Origin of the sequence: Pseudomonas viridiflava, assembly GCF_900602065.1 — a bacterium.
Taxonomy (GTDB): Bacteria; Pseudomonadota; Gammaproteobacteria; order Pseudomonadales; family Pseudomonadaceae; genus Aquipseudomonas.
Genome location: NZ_UWFN01000077.1, coordinates 1 through 338 on the forward strand (window position 1 = coordinate 1; position 338 = coordinate 338).

Consider the following 338-nt stretch of genomic DNA (forward strand, 5'->3'; position numbering starts at 1 on the left):
GCAAACACCACACCGAGCTGAACATCCAGCAGCTTTACGCCGTGCTGAAACTGCGCGCCGAGGTGTTCGTGGTGGAACAGCAATGTGTGTACCTGGACGTCGACGGACAGGACCTGACAGGTGACACCTGCCACCTGATGGCATGGCAGGAAGACCAACTGGTCGCGTACCTGCGCTTGCTCGACCCTATCCAGCAGGGAGGCGACGTGACCATCGGCCGCGTGGTCACGGCACCCTCGATTCGCAGCAAGGGCATTGGTCATGAACTGATGGTCCAGGCAGTGGAACACGCCGAACGCAAATGGCCCGACCAGCCCATCTACCTGTCGGCGCAGGCG

At 61.5% G+C, this 338-nt stretch carries 1 protein-coding gene; it reads left to right on the top strand.

The window, feature by feature from the left end; genetic code table 11:
• Window positions 1-338 (top strand): GNAT family N-acetyltransferase (locus EE949_RS01075; protein ID WP_122662148.1); only part of this gene is annotated, 338 nt, incomplete at both ends.